16 protein-coding genes are annotated in these 17,621 nt (G+C 70.8%); 10 read left to right on the forward strand and 6 right to left on the reverse strand.

Going from position 1 to position 17,621, the window contains the following annotated elements; translation table 11 throughout:
• The first annotated feature begins 76 nt into the window (after positions 1 to 76).
• Complete coding sequence (locus AC0682_RS00105; RefSeq protein WP_478530125.1) at positions 77 to 436, forward strand: hypothetical protein; 360 nt, start codon at positions 77 to 79, stop codon at positions 434 to 436.
• Between the two features lie 56 nt (positions 437 to 492).
• On the opposite strand, the gene AC0682_RS00110 is transcribed toward AC0682_RS00105, so the two are convergent.
• Positions 493 to 822: a hypothetical protein gene (locus AC0682_RS00110; protein WP_478530127.1), complete on the reverse strand. Its 330-nt coding sequence runs from the start codon at positions 820 to 822 to the stop codon at positions 493 to 495.
• Positions 823 to 1,106: 284 nt separating this feature from the next.
• On the opposite strand from AC0682_RS00110, the gene AC0682_RS00115 reads away from it, so the two are divergent.
• A complete protein-coding gene (locus tag AC0682_RS00115) occupies positions 1,107 to 2,168 on the forward strand; it encodes a hypothetical protein (protein WP_478530129.1) in 1,062 nt (353 codons plus the stop codon).
• Positions 2,169 to 2,465: 297 nt separating this feature from the next.
• On the opposite strand, the gene AC0682_RS00120 is transcribed toward AC0682_RS00115, so the two are convergent.
• The 3 genes from AC0682_RS00120 to AC0682_RS00130 all read right to left on the reverse strand — a co-directional run bounded on the left by AC0682_RS00120 (position 2,466) and on the right by AC0682_RS00130 (position 5,198).
• Positions 2,466 to 4,217 carry a zinc finger domain-containing protein gene (locus AC0682_RS00120; protein WP_478530131.1) on the reverse strand — a complete coding sequence of 584 codons (1,752 nt, stop codon included), beginning with the start codon at positions 4,215 to 4,217 and terminating at the stop codon, positions 2,466 to 2,468.
• Between the two features lie 239 nt (positions 4,218 to 4,456).
• Entirely contained in the window at positions 4,457 to 4,666 is a 210-nt protein-coding gene (locus AC0682_RS00125) for a hypothetical protein (RefSeq protein ID WP_478530133.1), read from the reverse strand.
• A gap of 61 nt (positions 4,667 to 4,727) precedes the next feature.
• Entirely contained in the window at positions 4,728 to 5,198 is a 471-nt protein-coding gene (locus AC0682_RS00130) for a hypothetical protein (RefSeq protein WP_478530135.1), read from the reverse strand.
• Positions 5,199 to 5,389: 191 nt separating this feature from the next.
• Here AC0682_RS00130 and AC0682_RS00135 point away from each other — a divergent pair, with 191 nt between their 5' ends.
• Together AC0682_RS00135 and AC0682_RS00140 are read left to right on the forward strand one after the other, a co-directional pair.
• Positions 5,390 to 5,890: a hypothetical protein gene (locus AC0682_RS00135; RefSeq protein ID WP_478530137.1), complete on the forward strand. Its 501-nt coding sequence runs from the start codon at positions 5,390 to 5,392 to the stop codon at positions 5,888 to 5,890.
• Complete coding sequence (locus tag AC0682_RS00140) at positions 5,887 to 6,213, forward strand: hypothetical protein (RefSeq protein WP_125621556.1); 327 nt, start codon at positions 5,887 to 5,889, stop codon at positions 6,211 to 6,213. Before AC0682_RS00135 ends, AC0682_RS00140 begins: the two co-directional genes overlap by 4 nt.
• A 212-nt stretch (positions 6,214 to 6,425) precedes the next feature.
• Here the strand turns inward: AC0682_RS00140 and AC0682_RS00145 are convergent, their stop codons facing one another.
• Complete coding sequence (locus AC0682_RS00145) at positions 6,426 to 7,061, reverse strand: TnsA-like heteromeric transposase endonuclease subunit (protein ID WP_478530139.1); 636 nt, start codon at positions 7,059 to 7,061, stop codon at positions 6,426 to 6,428.
• Positions 7,062 to 7,279: 218 nt separating this feature from the next.
• Positions 7,280 to 9,082, reverse strand: coding sequence for a glycoside hydrolase family 15 protein (locus AC0682_RS00150; protein ID WP_478530492.1), 1,803 nt, complete (start codon positions 9,080 to 9,082; stop codon positions 7,280 to 7,282).
• Positions 9,083 to 9,509: 427 nt separating this feature from the next.
• On the opposite strand from AC0682_RS00150, the gene AC0682_RS00155 reads away from it, so the two are divergent.
• The 6 genes from AC0682_RS00155 (at position 9,510) to AC0682_RS00180 (ending at position 17,545) form a co-directional block, all read left to right on the forward strand.
• The gene (locus AC0682_RS00155) at positions 9,510 to 11,165 is read left to right on the forward strand and encodes a CTP synthase (protein WP_018488030.1); all 1,656 of its coding nucleotides are present in this window, start codon (positions 9,510 to 9,512) and stop codon (positions 11,163 to 11,165) included.
• Between the two features lie 102 nt (positions 11,166 to 11,267).
• Positions 11,268 to 11,894 carry an NUDIX domain-containing protein gene (locus AC0682_RS00160; RefSeq protein WP_254812870.1) on the forward strand — a complete coding sequence of 209 codons (627 nt, stop codon included), beginning with the start codon at positions 11,268 to 11,270 and terminating at the stop codon, positions 11,892 to 11,894.
• Between the two features lie 206 nt (positions 11,895 to 12,100).
• Positions 12,101 to 14,245 (forward strand): tetratricopeptide repeat protein, encoded by a 2,145-nt coding sequence (locus AC0682_RS00165; protein ID WP_478530142.1) that lies wholly within the window; start codon positions 12,101 to 12,103, stop codon positions 14,243 to 14,245.
• Between the two features lie 143 nt (positions 14,246 to 14,388).
• The gene (ald, locus tag AC0682_RS00170) at positions 14,389 to 15,504 is read left to right on the forward strand and encodes an alanine dehydrogenase (RefSeq protein WP_254813289.1); all 1,116 of its coding nucleotides are present in this window, start codon (positions 14,389 to 14,391) and stop codon (positions 15,502 to 15,504) included.
• A gap of 368 nt (positions 15,505 to 15,872) precedes the next feature.
• Positions 15,873 to 16,991: a ParA family protein gene (locus AC0682_RS00175; protein WP_254812872.1), complete on the forward strand. Its 1,119-nt coding sequence runs from the start codon at positions 15,873 to 15,875 to the stop codon at positions 16,989 to 16,991.
• The gene (locus AC0682_RS00180) at positions 16,988 to 17,545 is read left to right on the forward strand and encodes a hypothetical protein (RefSeq protein ID WP_254813290.1); all 558 of its coding nucleotides are present in this window, start codon (positions 16,988 to 16,990) and stop codon (positions 17,543 to 17,545) included. The genes AC0682_RS00175 and AC0682_RS00180 overlap by 4 nt, the downstream gene beginning before the upstream one ends.
• Positions 17,546 to 17,621 lie beyond the last annotated feature (76 nt).

Genomic DNA, 17,621 nt, shown 5'->3' on the forward strand with positions numbered 1-17,621 from the left:
CGTCTAAGTACCGCGGCCCAGGGGATTGAGTCGCTCACCTCATGCCCCACGGCGGGCCGCCGAGCAGGATCGGGTCATGGACCCCCGTACGTACGACACGCTCTACCGCCCCACCCGGCTGCCCGCTGCGCCCCGCCGCACCCCGATGATGATCCTTGCTCTCACGCTGTGGCTGCTCACGGCGATGGCCTTGTCCTGGCTGGGCTTCCTGGTCGGCATGACCGTGCTGTGGGGCGCGGCGGAGGGCATGGTGATGGGCGGGCTTCTGCTGCGGTTCGCCGTTGTTGTGGGTGGTGGCGCGGCCGTACTCATCGCGGTCAGCCGGGCCCCGGCGGTCAAGCGCCTGTCGGCCGAGGGGCGCAGTCTCCTGCTGGCGGTCCTGGCCTGCCCGATCCCGCTGGTCCTGGCAGTCGCCCTGTGGTTCTGCACCGTCTGACCGGCTCCGGCGCGCACTCAACTTTATGTGCGGAGTCACGGCGCCATCTGGCGAAGTCATCCGCGTCGGTGACTTCGAGGACGGCGAGGCGCGGCGCCGGGTGGCGGCGGTTGCTCGTGGGCCTGGCCCCAGTCGACCGGGTAGAGGGTCTCGCCCCGCCAGCCGCACGAGCACGAGCCGCGTAGGTGCGTGGCCGGGCTCCCCAAGCTTCCGTCGTAGGTCCACCACTCGGTGAGCGTGCCGAGGCCGCCGCCGGAGTTGGACGGGATGCTCACGGGGCCGGGCTCGGTCCCGTCCTCGTTCCCCACCCCGGGCTGCCCGCCGTGCGCCTCCTCCAGCTCGTCCACCACCCACGGGTACATGCTGACGAAATCGGCCTGGAACACTTCGCCTCCCGGCTACGCCTTGCTGGCCAACCTTGCCGAGAGCAAGCATGGCCGGTCCGCGGTGCCCACGGTGCGGAAATGGCCGACTCGGATACGGAGGCGCGGAGGGCGACGGGCGTGCGCGGCGTTGCGCAGAAACGACCGAAGGGTCACCAGTGACATGGACCGCACTGGCCCATGTTCGCGTAAATCAAGCCATGTTCCACAAGCCCCGTACATGCGCGCCTCACTCGTTGAGACTACGCAGTGCAGTTATCTGACTACACGCACTTCGGAGGGGCGCCTTGACGCGCAGGGACGACATCGTGGCGATCGTGATCGACGCGAAGAACGAGATCAAGAAGTCGGTCGAGGAGCTGGACGGCCGCGTCAACAACTTGGGACGTGACCTGCGAACGGATCTCATCCATGAGGTCGAAGGACTCCGCAAGGCGCCGCTGGAGGAGATGAAGACGTCCCAGACGGCAGCGCAGAGGAACGCCTCCCGGGCGGAAACGCGTGCGGGTGAGGCGGTCGCCGCCGTGACCGAGCTGCGCCGGGACGTCCTCCAGTTGCACGAGCGTCTCGACGGCCTGCGCGGGGACGTCGGCAAGGTTTTGGAAGCGCTGGTCGGCATCGGACCGGCCGTCGGCTCACCGTGTGTCGAACTCGGTGCGGACGTCGGACCCGAACGGGACCTGACGCCGCCGCCCGGACAGGCACAGAGTTCCAGTATCGAGATCGAGCCGGCGCCGGATGCGGCTCCGGCCGAGAGTTCCGTGCCCGCCGCGGCCGAAGGCGTTTCCACGGATGCCGAGGATGACGGTGCCCACGACGGGGAGGCCGAGCCCGCCTCCGAGGTGCAGGCGCCGCAAACGGTCCCGGAACCCGACGGAGACCGGGACCTTTCCGCCGTGGCTCTGGAAGCCGCCCAGGGCACCGATGACCAGAAGGGGGAGCCCGCACCCTTCAGTCGCAGAGGGCGGATCTTTGCGATCAGCCGGGCCGCCCGAGTCGCCTCGGCGACTCTGGTCTGCCACCGGGACACCTGGGAGTTCGTCGCCACGCAGGCCGGAAGCCACCCGCACTTCAGGCCCCCTGCGCTGGAAGACCGCGAGAACGGACTGGTTGCCGCGGTGCTCTCCGGACGCTCGCTCGTCGCCATGCTCCTGGCGCTCTACCAGGTCGAGAAGACCTCCGTGTATCAGCCCGATTCGGGCGACGTGAACGAAATGACCGCCTACGCCGACTGGATCATGGCCACGAAGGTCTACACCGCCACGGCCGATGTCCTCAGGCACGCGTACTCCACCGATGGAGACCCCGTCGTCATCACGATCGACAACCGGCTGCCCGCCCGGTCCTGACGTCCCTCTCGCTGGGCGGCCACACAGCACGTATCCACCGCAGCCCGCGCCCCGGATCTCTCCCCCCGGGGCGCGGCGCGGTCGCTCAGGAGGCAATAGCGCCCCATCCGGAGTCCTGGCCCCCACCCGATGTCTCTTGAGCCTGGACCTACAGACGCTGCTCGATCAGCCAGAAGATGAGACCGACCGTCCCCGCTCCGGTGGCGTAGGCGGCGCCGCGCGCGCCGCACGGCCTTCGGTAAGCCCGCCCTCGGGTTGCCTGGTGCGACAGCTCCAGCACACCCGGGCAGCCGGAGGTCAGCCCCACAGCTTGCGAGTGAACTCCGCCGCCCACTCGACCCGTTCGCGGTGCGGTCCGCTGGGCGCGCAGCGGGCCTCGGGCGGGGCCTGGCACTTCGGGCACCTGACTTCCCGGGCGTGCCAGGTTCGGGCCGCCGTGCCACCGGTGGGTTGTTCGCTTCGCTTCTCCCGGCGGGGCCGTGGAGGCCGGGAGGGGGCGTGGTGCAGGACTTTGCGCAGGCGTTCGTCGTGCGGGAGTTGCCGTGTCCGGCCGGGGCCGAGCCGGTCGTCGTTGCCGCACGGCTTCCCGGGCCCGGCGTAGCACCGCGGGCAGGTTTTGCTGTACCAGTCCGCGCGCGCCACCTGTTGGTACAGCCGGGGCTCGCCCTTTTGTTGCTGGACGTTTCGGTTCCGGTCGGATTTCAGTGTCCGGTCCGGGGCGGGCTTCTTCTGCGCGGGAAGCGCTGGTTCAGGTGCCGACGTCTTTCGCTCGCGCTGCACGCGGGCTCTCCACGCCTCGATCTGGTTGGTCTCGCTGCGCGAGAGCTGATCACCGGCCGTGGCGGCCAGGTCGGTGAGCATGGCGACCCGACGCCGCTTCTCCGTCCCCAGCATGGTGCCGCCGTGACGACGCAGGGTGCGCAAGGTCGTGCGTATCCGCTCCAGTGCTTCCGTCTTCTGCCGGGCGGTTCTCCGACGGGCCTCTTCCTTGGCCTCGGCCGCAGCGTTCAGCTTCCGGGCTGTTTCCTCCTGCTTCCGGAGCATCCCGGCGAGGAAGCCGGCGGCCGCACCGGCCGTCCGCGTTTCGGTGTCGGTGCGCTCGTGGGCCGCGAGCGCGTTGACCTTGGCCAGCAGTCCGCGGACTTCCTGGACGTTACCCTCGGCCACGGCTTCGCCCAGGCGGGTGAACATCTCCTGCCTGACCACGGCCTGCTCCTCCAACCAGACCTTGGCGTCCTGGAGAACGATGCCGATCCGGGCACGGGTCTCCTCATCCACCCCCTCCAGGGTGGCCAGGGTGTGGCTCACCCGGGCCACCACGACCACGGACCCCACGGCGCGGGCCTCCTTGATGCGGCGGAAGAGAACCTGGGTCCGGGCCCGTACGTCCGGCGTTTTTCTTTCCCTGCCCGGGGCCCGGCGGGCCGGCGGAGGTGCGCTGCGAGACTGAACGATCCGCTCGACCGCCGGGGTGGACAGGCCCCGCTCGGTCATCTCGCACTCGTCCAGAGCGAACCACTCGGTGGGCCGGGCGAAGGACTCCGTCCCGATCCGTACGCGGCGCGCCGTGCCCTCGCTGTCGAGACGGATCCGGTGCACGTACCAGCGGCGGACCAGCGTGTCCCGGTCCACGGGGATCATAGTGCCGAGCACCGGCTCCACGGCGTCGTCCCACACCGGGGTAACCGACTGGTCCAAGTGCACCCGCAGGGCGCCGTGGCGCCAGCGGATGTCGACGAGGGAACTCAGCGGCCCGTCCCCGAGGCGGGTATAGGCGAAGGTGGCCTGCTCTCCCCTATCGGCGAGCCAGGCCGCGGCCGCCGACTTCACATACAGGTGGTCCGCGCTGTTCACACCGCGTGCGGCGCGGCCGCACACGTGCGGGAGTCCGTCCGGATCGGGGTGATGGGCGAAGTGGCACGCTCTATCGGTGTAGAGCTTCGTGGTCAGCTGGCCGCCGCAGCCACCGAGCAGGGTGCCGCACCAGAAGGTGTCGCGCTCGTGCGCATGACGGAAGCCGTCCAGCTCGATCGCCTCCATCGGCAGCATCAACGGCTCCTCCGAGCCCGCCGCGCCCAGCACCGCCGTCTGATCCGCCGCTTGTCAGCCCGCACGTACTCCCCCATCTATCCCGGCAAACCATCGTGTCATCAGGGGACTAGCCAGATGGCCATGTCGCCTCTTCACATGCCGTGCGCCCTATCGGCTTGATGCTCGTTCCAGCGACACGGCTCGGGCGCGGGCTCTGCAGCGCGCCTCGTGGCCGAACGGGCTTGGACTGGCCACGATCACCCCGACGGCTGCGGGCCGTCCTCGTGATCGAGCTGTTGGCCTGAGCAGCCCCCGGCGGCGGCGAGTACGTCGGCGAGGCCGCTGGGCCGGAGCGTACGCCCGGCGAACCACCGCGAACCACGGCCGTATCCCTGCAGCCCCTGCTGGATCGCCCAGAAGAGGAGTCCGACGGCGCCGGCCCCGGTGGCGTAGGCGGCGCCGCGCATCGCGCTGGAGACCAGGGCGCGGCGTCGGCGGGCCAGCCAGGCTCTCGGGGTGCTGGGCGAGCTAGAGGGTGGCTGCGAAGACCTGGACGCCCTCGATGTCGACGCCGCCGGTCCAGCCGTCGAACTCGGTGAAGTCGTCCTCGTTCTGTCCTTCTTCGCGGCCCGGGAGCGCGGTCAGCCGCTGCACGTGGGAGGCCGCTCCGGCCTGGGTGACGGCGCACCGGGCCATCGCGCCCAGGCGGCGACGGGCGCCGGCGTCCGGCGTCATCAGCGTCCGCTGGGCCTTCGGCTGCACGCCGCACCGCAGCTGCTCCATGCCGCCGACATCCGTGCGCAGGAGCCCGGCAGCACCGCAGAGCTGGAGGCCCGCCTCGCCGTCCGCCGGTCCGTCCGCGCCGCCTGGTCGCAGGGCATCGAGCACACCGTGCAGCTGCACGCCCTTGTCGATGCGGGCCTGGCCGACACCGCCTCGATCGCCGCCGTCGGGTGGGAACCGGTGCTGCTCGCGGCAATCAACCGGGGCCTGGGCCATGGCGGGTGTTCCTCCGGCGGGCCGTACGGCACGTGCTGCTGATGCCGTACCCCCGGAGCGTTGCAACCTCGCCTTTTCGGACGGTTATTGAGCGCTTTGAGCCCCGTTGCCATAAAGGCGGGCATGGTGCGGCGATGCCTCCTAGGGTTATCGAACATGCGTCCGATCTGGATGCCGACCGGGGGAAAACCATGCACCTGTCACGAACGCGTACCGCTGTCATCGCGGCCGGCGCCAGCATCGCCAGCGTCGTCGGCCTTCTGTCCTTCGGGGCGGCTCCCGCTCAGGCCGCGGGCGAGAACTGGACGGTCTACTCCACACACTTCTCGCCCAAGGGGCACGACATCCCGCTGCGCCTCGGACGGCACGACAACTCGTCCGGCCACACGACGGGCTTCGGGAAGTACCACATCGACGACCGCGGGCACCGGATCAACCAGTCCTGGAGCCAGTTCAAGGACGACATCGACGAGACCCTGAACAGCTCGACGATCAAGTGCACCAACAAAAACGGCACCTATACGTGCAACTCCAACAAGATCAGCGGCGTGAACTCGCAGTGGGGGAACATGAAGGTGGTCTACACCCACAGCACCACGGGTACCCCGGACGGCCGCGCCCGTGGGATCATCACCGCCTACTACCTCAACGACTGCGGCTGCCTCGCCGCCCAGGAGGAGACAGCAGAGTGAACCTGCTGGACCAGTACACCGACCATCTCCGCGAGTTCGGCGCCGCCGCGACGGACGGCATTGAACGTGTCCTGGCCGAAGGGAACTACGGGCAGCTGCGCGCTCTCGATTTCGATGAGGACGAGCAAGGCGTCTTCGTCACCATCGACATCTCCCTGAGCGGGGAGATCGTCCAGCGCTGGGGATCGGACGCCTACCGGCGCCGCCACCTGATCATCCAGCGGCAGGACGGGCCCATCGACCCGGCGGACTTCGGGGCCGCCCTCGTGCACACGAGCGTGATGGAAGACCTGGACACCGCCGGCCGACGTCCACCGGCCTAGCCGGACTGCCGCGCAGAGCGAGGGGCTCCACGACTAGGGGCCTTGACCCCTGATCCTGGACCGTCTCGCCGTCCAGCCGGAAATGCGTGCCGACCCTCAGCTTCGTCCCAGCCCCGCTCATGCGGACTTCCGCAGCACGTGGCCCGCGCTCAGCGGCCGGTCCAGCGCGGTGGTCACATGTCCGGACCACAACAGGTGCAGCACCGCCGATGTCACCAGCGGCCGGGGACACTCCGGCAGCAGCCGGGGAAGGCATCACCCAGCGGCATCCCGTCCAGATCCGCGGCCCGCAACGCGGCCACCAGATCGGGGTCGAACAGCCAGGTGCGGCGATAGCCGGCCAGGAACCGGATGTTCTCCAGCACATGCGGATCCGGCTCGCTCCACACCTCGTACTGCCAACCGCGCGACGTGACCGCCTCGCGCGTCCAGGCGAAGGTGAAGGCGACCTCCAGCTTCCGGAGCCGGTGGCGCGGCTTTACGTCCACGATCACCGGACCGTCGTCCGTCAGCAGCAGATAGTCCGGGATGTGCTTGCGGACCTTGCCGTCGACTTCGGTCTTGAGCAGGAACGGCTGGGCGACGATGCGCCGCACTTCTGGAGCGAAGTCGGCGAACAACAGCCGCCCCAGCTCCAGCCGCGACTCGTAGATCACGTGGTCGCCCATGGTGGCCGACCAGTACGTGCCCGAATAGTGCTGCTGTCCCTTGAACCAGCGGAACGTGCGCCACGGCCGAGCCTCCCGCAGCAGCTGGAGCGGCACCGACGGCCACTCCAGGTCTTCCACCACGGCCTCGTCACCACGCCGGACACTCAGCCGTCCCGGTGCGGCCACGGCTGTACTCATCGGACCACCGACCCCGCGATTCCCGAGGCGGCCCCGTCGGCCGCCGAACGCTGGGGAACTGCCCCGGTCACGTACGCAGATGACGACCGGGGCGGTCCTGTACACGAAGAGGGAAACTACTCGCTCACGGGGCATGAATCCCATCCCCCTGTCCTATTGGCCACGCGGTGGACACCGCCGGTGGGAAAAGGACAGGGGATCTGGGATCCCACACGCCCTCACCCCACGTAGGCACCGCTCGCCGTCAGCCGCAGGGCCGTGTCGATCAGCGGCACATGGCTGAACGCCTGCGGGAAGTTGCCCACCTGGCGCTGGAGGCCCGAGTCCCACTCCTCGGCCAGCAGGCCCAGGTCGTTGCGGAGCGCGAGCAGCTTCTCGAAGAGCCGGCGCGCCTCGTCGACCCGGCCGATCATCGCCAGGTCGTCGGCCATCCAGAACGAGCAGGCCAGGAACGCGCCCTCGTCGCCCTCCAGGCCGTCGACGCCCGCCTCGTCGCCCTCGGTGGGGTAGCGCAGGATGAAGCCGTCCTCCGTGGACAGCTCCCGCTGGATCGCCTCGATGGTGCCGATGACCCGCTTGTCGTCCGGGGGCAGGAAGCCCATCTGCGGGATGAGCAGCAGGGAGGCGTCCAGCTCCTTGGAGCCGTAGGACTGGGTGAAGGTGTTGCGTTCCTTGTCGTAGCCGCGCTCGCAGACGTCCCGGTGGATGTCGTCGCGGAGTTCGTACCACCGCTCCAGGGGGCCTTCGACGTCACCGGACTCGACCAGCTTGATCGTCCGGTCGACGGCGACCCACGCCATCACCTTGGAGTGCACGAAGTGGCGGCGGGGGCCGCGCACCTCCCAGATGCCCTCGTCGGGCTCCTCCCAGTGCTTCTCCAGGTACTCGATCAGCTTGAGCTGGAGGCCCATCGCGTAGTCGTTGCGGGTCAGGCCGGTCATGTGCGCCAGGTGGAGGGCCTCGGTGACCTCGCCGTAGACGTCCAGCTGGAGCTGGTTGGCGGCGCCGTTGCCGACGCGGACCGGGGCGGAGTTCTCGTAACCGGGCAGCCAGTCCAGCTCCGCCTCGCCCAGCTCGCGCTCGCCGGCGATGCCGTACATGATCTGGAGATTCTCCGGGTCGCCCGCGACCGCCCGCAGCAGCCACTCGCGCCACGCCCGGGCCTCTTCCCGGTAGCCGGTGCGCAGCAGGGAGGAGAGGGTGATCGCGGCGTCCCGCAGCCAGGTGTAGCGGTAGTCCCAGTTCCGTACGCCTCCGATCTCCTCGGGGAGCGAGGTGGTGGGCGCGGCGACGATGCCGCCGGTAGGCGCGTACGTGAGGGCCTTGAGGGTGATGAGGGAGCGGACGACCGCCTCCCGGTAGGGCCCGTGGTACGTGCACTGCTCGACCCATTCGCGCCAGAACAGCTCGGTGGCCTCCAGCGACCCCTCCGGGTCGGGGAGGGCGGGCGGCTCGCGGTGCGAGGGCTGCCAGCTGATCGTGAACGCCACCCGGTCGCCGGGGCCGACGGTGAAGTCGGAGTAGGTGGTGAGGTTCTCGCCGTAGGTGTCGGCCTGGGTGTCCAGCCAGACGGAGTCCGGCCCGGCGACGGCGACCGTACGGCCGTCCACCTTGTGTACCCACGGTGTCACCCGGCCGTAGCTGAACCGCATCCGCAGCTCCGAACGCATCGGCACCCGGCCGCTGACGCCCTCCACGATCCGGATGAGCTGCGGGGCACCGTCACGCGGCGGCATGAAATCGGTCACCCGCACGGTGCCGCGCGGCGTGTCCCACTCCGATTCCAGGATCAGGGAGTCGCCGCGGTAGCGGCGCCGGTCCGCCGGGAGCGGCTCGGCCCCTTCGGCCCGTGCCGGGCTCAGCCGCCAGAAGCCGTGTTCCTCGGTGCCCAGCAGTCCCGCGAAGACGGCGTGCGAATCGAAGCGGGGCAGGCACAGCCAGTCCGCCGTGCCGTCCCGGCAGACCAGGGCGGCGGTCTGCATGTCTCCGATGAGTGCGTAATCCTCGATGCGCCCGGCCACGTGCGTCTCCAGTCGAACGGCCATGTCGCCCCGTCGGGGGCGCTTACTGGGGGAGGGTCTAGGGGTCGTAGTGCAACAGACGGTCCCGTACCGGTAGAGCGGGGCTGGGTGTGCCGCCGGCCGGCCGTCTCGGCAGCGAGTGTCCGAGCAGGATACGACGCGGTACGAAGATCCGCGCGATGGTCTTGACAACATTTCTGAGCTGATCGGGTGGGGCGTGAAACGACTGGGGTGATGGTGTGACGCCCCTGTGCAGGGTGTGGCCGGAAGCAGCCTCCCCCTGTCGCTGTTACCCTGGTAGCCCGTGGACGGTGGTCGTATCCGACAGCGGACGAGGCCCCCGAACCGCAGCGACGGCACCCCGGAATCCCCGGTTCGGCGGCCGGTACGCACCTCACAACCGCGACCACGGGAGCCCCCTTTGGCTATGCAGCCCACATCCACGACGACCAAGCACATCTTCGTCACCGGGGGTGTCGCCTCCTCCCTCGGCAAGGGTCTGACTGCCTCCAGCCTGGGTGCCCTGCTCAAGGCGCGTGGCCTGCGGGTCACGATGCAGAAGCTCGACCCGTATCTCAACGTCGACCCCGGCACGATGAACCCCTTCCAGCACGGCGAGGTGTTCGTCACCAACGACGGCGCGGAGACCGACCTGGACATCGGCCACTACGAGCGCTTCCTCGACGTCGACCTCGACGGCTCCGCCAACGTCACCACCGGCCAGGTCTACTCGCAGGTCATCGCCAAGGAGCGGCGCGGCGAGTACCTGGGCGACACCGTCCAGGTCATCCCGCACATCACCAACGAGATCAAGCACCGCATCCGCCGCATGGCCACCGACGACGTGGACGTCGTCATCACCGAGGTCGGCGGCACGGTCGGGGACATCGAGTCGCTGCCGTTCCTGGAGACCGTCCGCCAGGTCCGCCACGAGGTCGGCCGGGACAACGTCTTCGTCGTGCACATCTCGCTGCTGCCCTACATCGGCCCCTCGGGCGAGCTGAAGACCAAGCCGACGCAGCACTCGGTCGCCGCCCTGCGCAACATCGGTATCCAGCCGGACGCCATCGTGCTCCGCGCCGACCGTGAGGTCCCGACATCCATCAAGCGCAAGATCTCGCTGATGTGCGACGTGGACGAGGCCGCGGTGGTCGCCGCGATCGACGCCAAGTCGATCTACGACATCCCCAAGGTGCTGCACACCGAGGGCCTGGACGCCTACGTCGTCCGCAAGCTCGACCTGCCCTTCCGGGACGTCGACTGGACGACCTGGGACGACCTGCTGGACCGGGTCCACAACCCCGACCACGAGGTCACCGTCGCCCTGGTCGGCAAGTACATCGACCTGCCCGACGCCTACCTCTCGGTCACCGAGGCCATCCGCGCCGGCGGCTTCGCCAACAAGGCCCGGGTCAAGGTCAAGTGGGTCACCTCCGACGACTGCCGCACCGCCGCCGGTGCCGCCGAGCACCTGGGCGACGTCGACGGGATCCTCATCCCCGGCGGCTTCGGCGAGCGCGGGGTCGACGGCAAGGTCGGCGCCATCCGCTACGCCCGCGAGAACAAGGTCCCCCTGCTCGGCCTCTGCCTCGGCCTCCAGTGCATCGTGATCGAGGCCGCGCGGAACCTGGCCGAGATCCCCGACGCCAACTCCACCGAGTTCGACGCGGCCACCGCCCACCCGGTCATCTCGACCATGGAGGAGCAGCTCGCCTACGTCGAGGGCGCGGGCGACCTGGGCGGCACCATGCGGCTCGGCCTCTACCCGGCCAAGCTCGCCGAGGGCTCCGTGGTGCGCGAGGCGTACGCCGGCGAGCCGTACGTCGAGGAGCGCCACCGCCACCGCTACGAGGTCAACAACGCCTACCGCGGCGAGCTGGAGAAGAAGGCCGGACTGGTCTTCTCCGGCACCTCCCCGGACAACAAGCTCGTCGAGTACGTGGAGTACCCGCGCGAGGTCCACCCCTACCTGGTCGCCACCCAGGCCCACCCGGAGCTGCGCTCCCGCCCGACCCGCCCCCACCCGCTCTTCGCGGGCCTGGTGAAGGCGGCCGTCGAGCGCAAGGTCGGCGCGGGCGAGTAACGCCGAGGCATTACGGTTGACCGGGGTACGGATCCTGCTCGCAGGACGCGTACCCCGGTTTCTCGTTTCGGCACATGGCACGTGGTACGTGGGAGGACGCACATGGGGATCCAGGACACGCCCGAGGAATGGCAGGTCACGGCGACCGCCACCCCCTTCACGGGCAACAAGACCAGCGTCCGCACCGACCAGGTGGTGATGCCGGACGGCTCCGTCCACGGCCGTGACTACCAGGTCCACCCCGGCTCCGTCGCGGTCCTCGCCATCGACGAGGACGACCGGGTCCTCGTCGTACGCCAGTACCGCCACCCGGTCCGCCAGCGGCTCTGGGAGATCCCCGCCGGGCTGCTGGACGTCCCCGGCGAGAACCCGCTGCACGCCGCTCAGCGCGAGCTGTACGAGGAGGCGCACGTCAAGGCCGAGGAGTGGCGGGTGCTGACCGACGTCTACACCACGCCCGGCGGCTGCGACGAGGCTGTGCGGATCTTCCTCGCCCGGGGCCTCTCCGACGTGGAGGGCGAGCGGTTCGAGGTCTCCGAGGAGGAGGCCGACATGGAGCAGGCCCGTATCCCGCTGTCCGAGCTGGTGCGCTTGGTGATCGCGGGGGACCTGCACAACAACTGCCTGGTCGTCGGGGTGCTCGCGCTCACCGCCGTCCGCGCGGGAGACGGCGTCGACTCGCTCCGTCCGGCCGACGCGCCTTGGCCGGCCCGGCCGTTCGAGGACTGACGGGCCGTCGGCCCAGTCCCTCGGCCCTTCGGCCGAAGGTGACCGGATGCAGTCGGACAATCAGAAGAGATGCTGATCCGATCGAGGGATGTTTCCCCCGGGGTCGGCGCCGCTCGGCAGTGATCCGCACCGCCGCTGAACTACGCTCGAAAGGCCCCGACCGGAGCTCCGGCGGGCACCGCGTGCAGTGAAGTGGAGCGTGGCTCGTGACCGATCAGGCGGTGGACACCAGCGGCCCGGCCGAAGCTGCGGGGACCCAGGAGCCGCCCGGCGCCGTCCCGCCCCGATTCTTCGGCCGGGAAAGGGAGTTGAAGGCCCTGCGGGCCGACATCGAACGCGTCGGCCTGGACACCCTGGCCGGACGCAAGGCCCCCCGCGCCCGGGTCCTGCTCATCGCCGGCCGCCCTGGCTCCGGCCGCAGCGCCCTCGCCGCCGAACTCGCGGGTGCCCTCACGGGGACGGGCCCGGCCCCGGCCGACGCTTCGGGGCCCGCGACCGCAACGGGCGCCCTGCCATGGGCCGTTGCCGGTACGGGCTTTGGCGACTACCCGGACGGGGTGCTCCGGGTCGGCCTGACCGAACCCGGCGGCGACCCCGTCCCCACCGAGCGCACCGCGGGCGAGATCCTCGGGCTGCTCGGGCTCGCCGTCCCGCCCGGCGCCGACCAGGACGAGCTGTCCGAGATGGTCCGCGAGGCCCTCTCCGTACGCCGCCTGGTCCTGCTGCTCGACGACGCGGCCGACGCCGAACAGGTCGACCCGCTGCTCCCGGAGAACCCGGACTGCCTGGTCGTCGCCACCGCCACCGGTCCGCTGACCGGCATCCCCGACGTCCGGCCCTGCACCCTCGGCGGCCTGGAGGCGGGCGCGGCCGTCCGGCTGCTCGCCCGCGCCATCGGCCAGGTCCGTATCACCGTCGACCCGCGCACCGCCGAGAGCCTGGCCGAGGAGTGCGGGGGCCAGCCCGCCGCGCTCACCCTGATCGGCGGCTGGCTGGCCACCCGCCCCATGGCCTCCGTCGCGGACGTCGCCAAGCAGCTCCACGACCTCCCCGACTCCGGCGACCCCCAGCCCGCCGGCGCCCGCCCGCTGGCCCGCGCCTTCCGCCTCGTCCACGACTCGCTGCCGCAGGCCGCCGCCCGGATACTGCGCCTCCTCGCCCTCGCCCCCGCCGGACTGGCCGACGCCCACACGGCCTCCGCGCTGGCCGGCTGCTCGGTCTCGGCCGCCGAGCGGACCCTGGACGACTTCGTGAAGCTCGGGCTGCTGCGCACGGACGGCGCCGCCCACCCCCAGTACGGCATCCCCGGCTGTCTCGCCCCGATGCTGCGGGCCCTCCTGGAGGAGCGCGACCGCCCCGCCGAGATCCAGCTCGCCCGCGCCCGGATGCTGGAGCGGACCGTGCGCCGACTCCAGGCCTGCCGGGCGGTCACCGAACCGGAGGGCACCACGGCCCACCGCAGACTGGCCGGACTGCCCCGCTCCCTGCGCTTCCCGAACGCCGAGGAGGCGGGCGTCTGGCTGCGCCTGCGCCAGCCCGCCCTGCTGGCCTCCGCCCGGCTCGCCGTGGCCGACGGCGAGCTGGACACCCTGGCCCGCCGCCTGATCGCCGCCCTGGTCCGGGCGCTCGCCGCGCACCGGGGCACCGAGGCCGCCGCCCCCGAGCTGTACGGGCTGCACGGCCTGGTCCTGGACGTGGCCGAGCGCCGGAACCTGCCCCGCGAGCAGGCGGCGGCCCTGCTGAACCTGGCGGACCTGGACGCCCGCACCGGCCGCCCCCGCGACGCCCTGACCCGGTACCGGGCCGCCCTGGACGCCGGACGGGCCGCCGGCGACCTGTACGCGACGGGCCGCGCGATGGAATCCGTAGGCAGTACGTACGCCGAGCTGGGCGACTTCCACCGGGCCTCCGACTGGTACGGCCGAGCCCTCGCCCAGCGCCTCACCCAGGGGGAGCGGGCCGACGAGGCACGGCTCTACGGGCGGCTCGGGGCCGTCCACAGCTACGCCGGGCGGTACGGCGAGGCGCTGCGGAACTGGCGGGCCGCCGCCGCGGGCCACCGCAGGCTCGGCGACCTGGCGGCCCAGGCGCGGGCGCTCAGCGAGGCGGCCCGGGTCCAGGAGTACGCCGGGCGGCCGCACGAGGCGCTGCACACCTGCCGGGAGGCGGCCGAGCTGGCCCGTCGCGCCGATGACGTGCGGCTTCAGGCGGCGCTCCAGCTCCGGCTGGCCGACACCCTGGACCGGCTCGGAGATCCGGCGGCGGCCCGGCTGCACAGGTCCGCCGCCGACAGATTGCTGGGGGAGGAGGGTTCTGCCTACGAAATCCGCAGTGCTTCGACAGAAAGTTAATGCTTTGTAAGGCTAGACAGCGCGAAGTCCTTCATTAGACTGGCTCTGCCGCGTTCCTCCGTGGCGTCTCCATTTATGATGTATCTATCCGGGTCTGCACTGTTGTGTCCGGATTACCCTCCGAGCCAAGGACCGTGATCGACGTGAAGGTCGGCATCCCCCGCGAAGTCAAGAACAACGAGTTCCGGGTGGCGATCACCCCCGCCGGAGTGCACGAGCTCGTCCGCCACGGCCACCAGGTCGTCATCGAGCACGACGCCGGCGTCGGCTCGTCCATCCCGGACGAGGAGTACGTCGCCGCCGGTGCGCAGATCCTGGCCACCGCCGACGAGGTCTGGGCCGCCGCCGACCTGCTGCTCAAGGTCAAGGAGCCGGTCGCCGAGGAGTACCACCGCCTCCGCAAGGACCAGACCCTCTTCACCTACCTGCACCTCGCCGCCTCGCGCGAGTGCACCGACGCGCTGCTCGCCTCCGGCACCACCGCCATCGCCTACGAGACGGTCGAGACCGCGAACCGCGCGCTCCCGCTGCTCGCCCCGATGTCCGAGGTCGCGGGCCGTCTCGCCCCGCAGGTCGGCGCGTACCACCTGATGCGCTCGGTCGGCGGCCGCGGCGTGCTCCCCGGCGGTGTCCCCGGCACCCACGCGGGTGAGGCCGTCGTCATCGGCGGTGGCGTCTCCGGCTGGAACGCCACGCAGATCGCCGTGGGCCTCGGCTTCCACGTCACGCTGCTCGACCGCGACATCAACAAGCTGCGCGAGGCCGACAAGATCTTCGGCACCAAGGTGAAGACCGTCGTCTCCAACGCCTTCGAGCTGGAGAAGGCCGTCGTCGAGGCCGACCTCGTCATCGGCGCCGTGCTCATCCCCGGGGCCAAGGCCCCGAAGCTGGTCACCAACGAGCTGGTCGCCAAGATGAAGCCCGGTAGTGTCCTTGTCGACATTGCGATCGACCAGGGCGGCTGCTTCGAGGACTCGCACCCGACCACCCACGCCGAGCCGACCTTCCAGGTCCACGACTCGGTCTTCTACTGCGTCGCCAACATGCCCGGCGCGGTCCCGAACACCTCCACCTACGCGCTCACCAACGCCACGCTGCCCTACATCGTGGAGCTGGCGAACCGCGGCTGGGCCGACGCCCTGCGCCGCGACGCCGCCCTGGCCAAGGGCCTCAACACCCATGAGGGGCAGGTCGTTTACCGCGAGGTGGCCGAGGCGCACGGCCTCCCGCACGTCGAGCTGAGCACCCTGCTCGGCTGACGGGTCAACACCTCCCGTCAACATCGGGACTCCGGCCGGACCTTGCCGAGCAAGGTCCGGCCGGACGCGTACCGGGCCCCGCGAGGCCCTCGCGCAACTCGCCTCGAACGTAACTCTTTACCCGTTTCGTGCTGCGGCGAAATGTGCGGCTTGGCCGCTGTGCACCCTTGACAGGGAGGCGTTCGATTGCCGACACATCGGGCCGGGTCCGGCGGATTGTGTTGCTGCGGACCGGTGACACGCCATAGAGTCGCCAATCGTCGGCATGGTGCCACGCTGACCTATCGATAAGTTTCCTGGTCACGTCCAAGGAGGTAAGACGACTTGTGAATGAGTCGACAATTACTCCCGGGGGTGGTCAACCAGGGATGCCTGCACGGGGTCTGAGCCCGATCGGGCTCGAAGCTGTCGGCTCCGTCGCGGTCCGCACCTTCGCCACCCAACAGCACATGACGACAGCCCCCCAGATGATGGACGGCCTACACGTGAACGCCACGGCCGGCAACGAGAGTGGCCGGAACACCGACCGCTTCGCCGACTTCGCCGAGGTGCCCGAGGGGCACTTCTACGACCCCGACGCCGAGTACGAGCCCGATCCGGAGTACGCGGCCACGCTCGCGCCCGACGCCGCGCGCCAGCGCCGCGAGCGCGTCGGCCCGACCGGACGGCCGCTGCCGTACTTCCCGATCCCGGGTCCCCTGACCGACCACGGCCCCGCCAAGATCATCGCGATGTGCAACCAGAAGGGCGGCGTCGGCAAGACCACGTCGACCATCAACCTGGGTGCCGCGCTCGCCGAGTACGGCCGCCGTGTCCTGCTCGTCGACTTCGACCCGCAGGGCGCCCTCTCCGTCGGCCTCGGGGTCAACCCGATGGAGCTGGACCTCACCGTCTACAACCTGCTCATGGAGCGGGGCATGGCGGCGGACGAGGTCCTGCTGAAGACCGCCGTCCCCAACATGGACCTGCTGCCGAGCAACATCGACCTCTCGGCCGCCGAGGTGCAGCTCGTCAGCGAGGTGGCCCGCGAGTCCACGCTCCAGCGCGCCCTGAAGCCGCTGATGGCCGACTACGACTACATCGTGATCGACTGTCAGCCCTCGCTCGGCCTGCTCACCGTCAACGCCCTGACCGCCGCGCACAAGGTCATAGTGCCGCTGGAGTGCGAGTTCTTCGCGCTGCGCGGGGTGGCGCTGCTCACCGAGACCATCGAGAAGGTCCAGGAGCGGCTCAACCCCGAGCTGGAGCTGGACGGCATCCTCGCCACCATGTACGACTCCCGTACGGTGCACAGCCGCGAGGTCCTGGCCCGCGTCGTCGAGGCCTTCGACGAGCACGTCTACCACACGGTCATCGGACGCACGGTCCGCTTCCCGGAGACCACGGTCGCCGGCGAGCCCATCACCACCTACGCCTCCAACTCGGTCGGTGCCGCCGCCTACCGCCAGCTCGCCAGGGAGGTGCTCGCCCGGTGTCACGCCGAGTGAGTCTGCCCGGGGCCGACGAACTGTTCCGTACGACCGGGGGAGGCATGGGCCTGCAGTCCTCCTCCCCGGCGGACCGGCGACGCAAGGCGAACGGCGAGCCGCGGGTGCCCGCACCGGCGGGGGAGAGCGACCCCGCGGGCCGGTCCGAGGCCGGTGAGGAGCACGCCCCGGCCGACGACGACGCGCGCGCCCGCGGCGGCGAGAGCGACCGCCAGGCCGCCGCTGCCCCCGCCGCCGCCCCGGCCGGTGACCGGACCGCGGCCGCCGCCCCGGCGGAACAGCCACCGGCCGTCCAGCAGCAGCGCAGGCGCGGCACCGGACGCGGGGCGAACCGTCGCCCCAGCGGCCGGGAGCGCCACGACGAGAAGATCACGGTCTACGTCTCCGCCGAGGAGCTGATGGACCTCGAACACGCCCGGCTCGTCCTGCGCGGCGAGCACGGCCTCGCCGTCGACCGCGGCCGGATCGTCCGCGAGGCGGTGGCGGTGGTCCTCGCCGACCTGGAGTCCCGGGGCGACGCGAGCATCCTCGTTCGGCGGCTGCGCGGTCGCTGACCGGCGCCCCGCCGGTAGCCTGCCGGAAGGGACCCGCCGACCGGCGGGGCCCCTCCGCGCCCCGCACCGCCCCCCT

The organism is Streptomyces sp. NPDC043746 (assembly GCF_056436485.1).

What these genes read in the sequence shown, in the direction of transcription:
- AC0682_RS00160 (WP_254812870.1), top strand. Translation starts at nt 11,268, where the DNA reads ATGGGGATCCAGGACACGCCCGAGGAATGGCAGGTCACGGCGACCGCC.
- AC0682_RS00145 (WP_478530139.1), bottom strand. Translation starts at nt 7,061, where the DNA reads ATGAGTACAGCCGTGGCCGCACCGGGACGGCTGAGTGTCCGGCGTGGT.
- AC0682_RS00125 (WP_478530133.1), bottom strand. Translation starts at nt 4,666, where the DNA reads ATGCGCGGCGCCGCCTACGCCACCGGGGCCGGCGCCGTCGGACTCCTC.
- AC0682_RS00135 (WP_478530137.1), top strand. Translation starts at nt 5,390, where the DNA reads ATGCACCTGTCACGAACGCGTACCGCTGTCATCGCGGCCGGCGCCAGC.
- AC0682_RS00155 (WP_018488030.1), top strand. Translation starts at nt 9,510, where the DNA reads ATGCAGCCCACATCCACGACGACCAAGCACATCTTCGTCACCGGGGGT.
- AC0682_RS00175 (WP_254812872.1), top strand. Translation starts at nt 15,873, where the DNA reads ATGCCTGCACGGGGTCTGAGCCCGATCGGGCTCGAAGCTGTCGGCTCC.
- AC0682_RS00105 (WP_478530125.1), top strand. Translation starts at nt 77, where the DNA reads ATGGACCCCCGTACGTACGACACGCTCTACCGCCCCACCCGGCTGCCC.
- AC0682_RS00130 (WP_478530135.1), bottom strand. Translation starts at nt 5,198, where the DNA reads ATGGCCCAGGCCCCGGTTGATTGCCGCGAGCAGCACCGGTTCCCACCC.
- AC0682_RS00120 (WP_478530131.1), bottom strand. Translation starts at nt 4,217, where the DNA reads ATGCTGCCGATGGAGGCGATCGAGCTGGACGGCTTCCGTCATGCGCAC.